The 2,064-nt window shown below is 67.2% G+C and carries 1 protein-coding gene; it reads right to left on the bottom strand.

Translation table 11 applies throughout. The features are described from left to right. Nucleotides 1-94 precede the first annotated feature (94 nt). Entirely contained in the window at nt 95-1,417 is a 1,323-nt protein-coding gene (gene ltrA, locus AB0M62_RS34765) for a group II intron reverse transcriptase/maturase (RefSeq protein WP_366078323.1), read from the bottom strand. Nucleotides 1,418-2,064: the final 647 nt, after the last annotated feature.

Here is a 2,064-nt window from a genome sequence, read left to right as displayed (position 1 = left end):
GTAGGGTCGGGGGCTGGCGCGGTTGCGGAGTACGTCCGCCCCGTTTCCAGCCCCCGCCGCATCGAACCGTGCGTGCGGTTCTCCCGCACACGGCTCACCGACGCCGTTCACCGCCGGCATTCGGCCTGCCCCGCCAGTCCCGAAAGGGTCTGGGTGCAACAACAACGGTTCCGTGCAGGGCGACCAGCCCCAACGAGTCGGAGGCCGCGTAAGCGACCACCGACCAGCCGAACTTCCGGCTGCGCCGGTGCTTCTTGGCGATGAACCCGCCGATCCGCATCCGCGCGTACGAGCTGATCTGGTCAAAGCGATGGGCCGAGTTCCCGAACCGGAAATACGCGCCCCATCCGCGTAGGAACGCGTTCACGTCCTCCACGATCACTTTGACCGGCCGCAGCATCCGGCGCCGTTCCGTGAGTTCACGGATCCGGTCACGAGCGTGCTGCACTGCCCTGTCCGAGGGCCAGCGAGCGAGGAAGGCGATCGGACGCCGCCCGCCGCGAGGCCGGGACGTGACCCACCGGTGATGGAAGCCGAGGAAGTCCACTCCCTCGCCTCCGACCTGCAGGTGCACGATCCTGGTCTTGGCCGCCTTCGGCTCCAGGCCGAGGTCGTCCAGCAGGACCTTCAGCTGCCCAAGGGCGGCTTCGGCCTGCTCGCGGGTAGTGCACATCACCACGGCATCATCGGCATAACGGACCAGAACCCCATGACGACGCGCGTCCCATGCCCGGTCCAGCCGGTGCAGATAGACGTTCGCCATCAACGGTGAAACCACACCGCCTTGTGGGGTTCCGGTCACCGGCCGACGGACCTGCCCGTCCTCCATCACTCCGGCCCGCAGCATCGCGCGCAGGAGTTTGAGGACGGACCGGTCGCAGACGCGTTCCTCGACCGCCTGCATCAACTTCTCATGCGGAATCGCCTCGAAACAGTTGGCGATATCCGTCTCCACCACCCAGCGCCTGCCCCGCCACGCCTCATCGATCAAGACTTGGAGGGCGTCGTGTGCCCCGCGCCTGGGCCTGAACCCGAACGAGCACGGGAGCATATCGGCCTCGAAGACCGGCTCGAGCACGATCTTCAGCGCGGCCTGCACGATCCGGTCACGGACGGAAGGGATCGACAACGGTCTCTGCTCCGCAGTTGTGCCGGGTTTCGGAATGAACACCCGGCGCGCGGGCAACGGCCGCCAGCGGCCTTCCTTGAGTTCCGCGGCCAGTTCGTCAAGGAGCCGGTCGATGCCGTACTCCTCAACCTGCGTGAGAGTGATGGCGTCAATGCCTGGAGCGCCGTTGTTCCGACGCACCATCGCCCACGCGCGCCGCAGGACGTCCCTGCGGTGGACCTTGTCCCCCAGCGCGTGGAACCGCCGTCCGGGCTCGGTCTTGGCCGCCCGGTAGAGCGCATACTGCAAGGCTCGGACCGGATCCAGCTTCAGGGATCCCGACGTGGCGGAAATAGCCGTAGCGGCACTCACCAAGTCCCTCCAGACAGACTGCGCATCGACGAAGCAGCGGCCCTTCCCTGGCCGGGGGTTGTGTTGTCCCCCGGCTCATCGCGGTACTACGGCCGCCTCCGACGCCCACCCGGCTCGCGTCCACTTCCCGGGGTGCACCCGGTTATAGGACGCGCAGCTTCCGACGGCAGCTATCCGCAGGCCGCCGGGCCGGGGAGGGCCTCCCCAGTTCCCGCTGTCACCGTCGCAACGTTCCATGCCCCATACGCCGGGGAGTCCTTCACGGCTGCATCTCCAGGATCTTCGCCGCTTCCATGGCCTTCGCCCTGATTTCGGGGGCTCGGCACTCCCTGTCCCCGTCCCGAGAGACGGGCCTCTAACGACGCCGCAGGCTTCGCTTCATGCTACGGACCGCTGCTTTGCTCCCCCTTTGAAGGGCTTTCGACACTGGGCTTCGACGCCGGGCGTTTCCCCCCGACGCCGCCAGTCTGCTACCGGGCCTCCTGGCAGCTACCCGGACCGGACTCCCACCGGCAGGCGACAACGAGCTTACGACCAAAGGTCACCTACAACATCAAGACCTCCAGTCTGCTGGGCGCGCGAAA

Source organism: Streptomyces sp. NPDC051219 (genome assembly GCF_040682335.1).
Classification (GTDB): domain Bacteria; phylum Actinomycetota; class Actinomycetes; order Streptomycetales; family Streptomycetaceae; genus Streptomyces.
Note: the sequence above shows the minus strand (reverse complement) of the source record. Positions and strands in the feature narration are given on the sequence as shown.